Source organism: Nonomuraea sp. NPDC049784, assembly GCF_040659615.1.
Classification (GTDB): Bacteria; Actinomycetota; Actinomycetes; order Streptosporangiales; family Streptosporangiaceae; genus Nonomuraea.
Genome location: NZ_JBFAMX010001333.1, coordinates 1 through 1006, shown reverse-complemented (window position 1 = coordinate 1006; position 1006 = coordinate 1). Strand labels below are relative to the sequence as shown.

The following is a 1006-nucleotide window of genomic DNA, read 5'->3' as shown; positions in this document are numbered from 1 at the left end:
CCCGCCGACCCGCGCCCGGCCGCACAGGCCACTGGTGGGGTCGGCGGGTTGCCGCTCCTGTGGGGTGAACCAGTACGGGCGGTGCTGCCAGGGATAGGACGGCAGCGGGACGATCTCGCCCTGTGGATACCACGCCGACCAGTCCACCGCGACGCCCCGGCAGTGCAGCTCGGTCAGCGTGGCGAGCAGCGACTCCCAGGGCGGCTCGTCGCGCCGGACGGAGGCCAGGACGGCCGGCCGCGCGGACCCGCCCCCGGGCACCGTGCGGTCGATCGAGTACGTCAGCACCGGGTGCGCGCTGATCTCCAGGAACACACCGAACCCGCGCTCGGCCAGGTCCTGGACCGCGGGCCGGAAACGCACGGTCTGCCGCAGATTGCGCACCCAGTAGGCGGCGTCGACGGCCGGGTTCCACGCGCCGGCGTCCACGGTGGACACGAACGGGACGGCCGGCGTGCGTGGTGTGATGCCGGCCAGTTGCTCCCCCAGCTCGGCCAGGATGGGTTCGACCAGTTCTGAGTGGCCGGGCACCCGAGTGGTGAGGCGGCGGCAGCGGATCCCCTCGGCCTCGCAACGTTCGGTCAGGGCGGTCAGCGCCTCGTCCGGTCCGGAGACGACGACCTGGCCGGGTGCCGCATCGACGGCGATCGCGAGGCCGCCGCCGGTCGACTCCCGCATCGCGCGCTCGTACGGCATCTCCACCGACATCATGGCGCCGCGGCCGGTCAGGGTCTGCAGGAGCCGGGCCCGCCGGCAGATCACCCGTACGGCGTCCCGCAGGTCCAGCGCACCGGCGACGTACGCGGCCGCGACCTCGCCCGCGCTGTGCCCTACGACGGCGTCGGGCGTGACGCCGCAGGACCGCCACCAGGCGGCCAGCGCGATCTGCACGGCGAAGGCGGTCGGCAGCAGGACGTCCGCCCGGTCCTCGGGCACGAACCACACGGACCTGGTCAGCATGCGGCCGTACGGGCTGCCGCTGCGCGACCTGCCCGGCATCACCGAG

The 1006-nt window shown here is 74.4% G+C and carries 1 protein-coding gene; it reads right to left on the bottom strand.

Going from position 1 to position 1006, the window contains the following annotated elements; translation table 11 throughout:
• A partial coding sequence (locus tag AB0J09_RS65830; RefSeq protein ID WP_360714785.1) for an acyltransferase domain-containing protein occupies positions 1-1006 on the bottom strand: 1006 nt, incomplete at both ends.